General features: G+C 46.7%; 1 protein-coding gene. It reads left to right on the top strand.

What is annotated here, in order from left to right:
* Positions 1-31: 31 nt before the first annotated feature.
* On the top strand, positions 32-383 hold a 352-nt coding region (locus E1189_RS00310), incomplete at its 3' end, for an ankyrin repeat domain-containing protein (RefSeq protein WP_230459823.1).

The following is a 383-nucleotide window of genomic DNA, read 5'->3' as shown; positions in this document are numbered from 1 at the left end:
TAACCACTGCACACCGCTTCATAATGCAATCATGGCAGGTCATATTAAAGCAGTTTTAAGGTTAATTAAGCTGGGTGTAAATGTTATTGCACAGGATGACCATGGCGCTACACCGCTCCACATTGCTGCCCGCGCAGGACATACCCAAGCCGTTATATCGCTTATTGAGCACGGAGCTGTACTTGAGGCTAAAGATAGCAAGGGCATGACGCCTCTTGGTAATGCTGTCCTTATGGGTAGAACTGAAACTGCGCTGGCATTGGTGAAAAACAGGGCGAACGTTGAAACGCTTGATCTAATATCATCTGCAAAGCTAAACGGATGGCTTCGTGAAGCAGTAGTCACATCCCCGTCTGCAATGAGAAAAAAAACTGCCAGTTCGA

Source organism: Parendozoicomonas verongulae (assembly GCF_009711465.1).
Taxonomy (GTDB): Bacteria; Pseudomonadota; Gammaproteobacteria; order Pseudomonadales; family Endozoicomonadaceae; genus Sansalvadorimonas; species Sansalvadorimonas verongulae.
The sequence above is the reverse complement of the archived record's forward strand: the minus strand, read 5'-3'. Positions and strand labels throughout refer to the sequence as shown.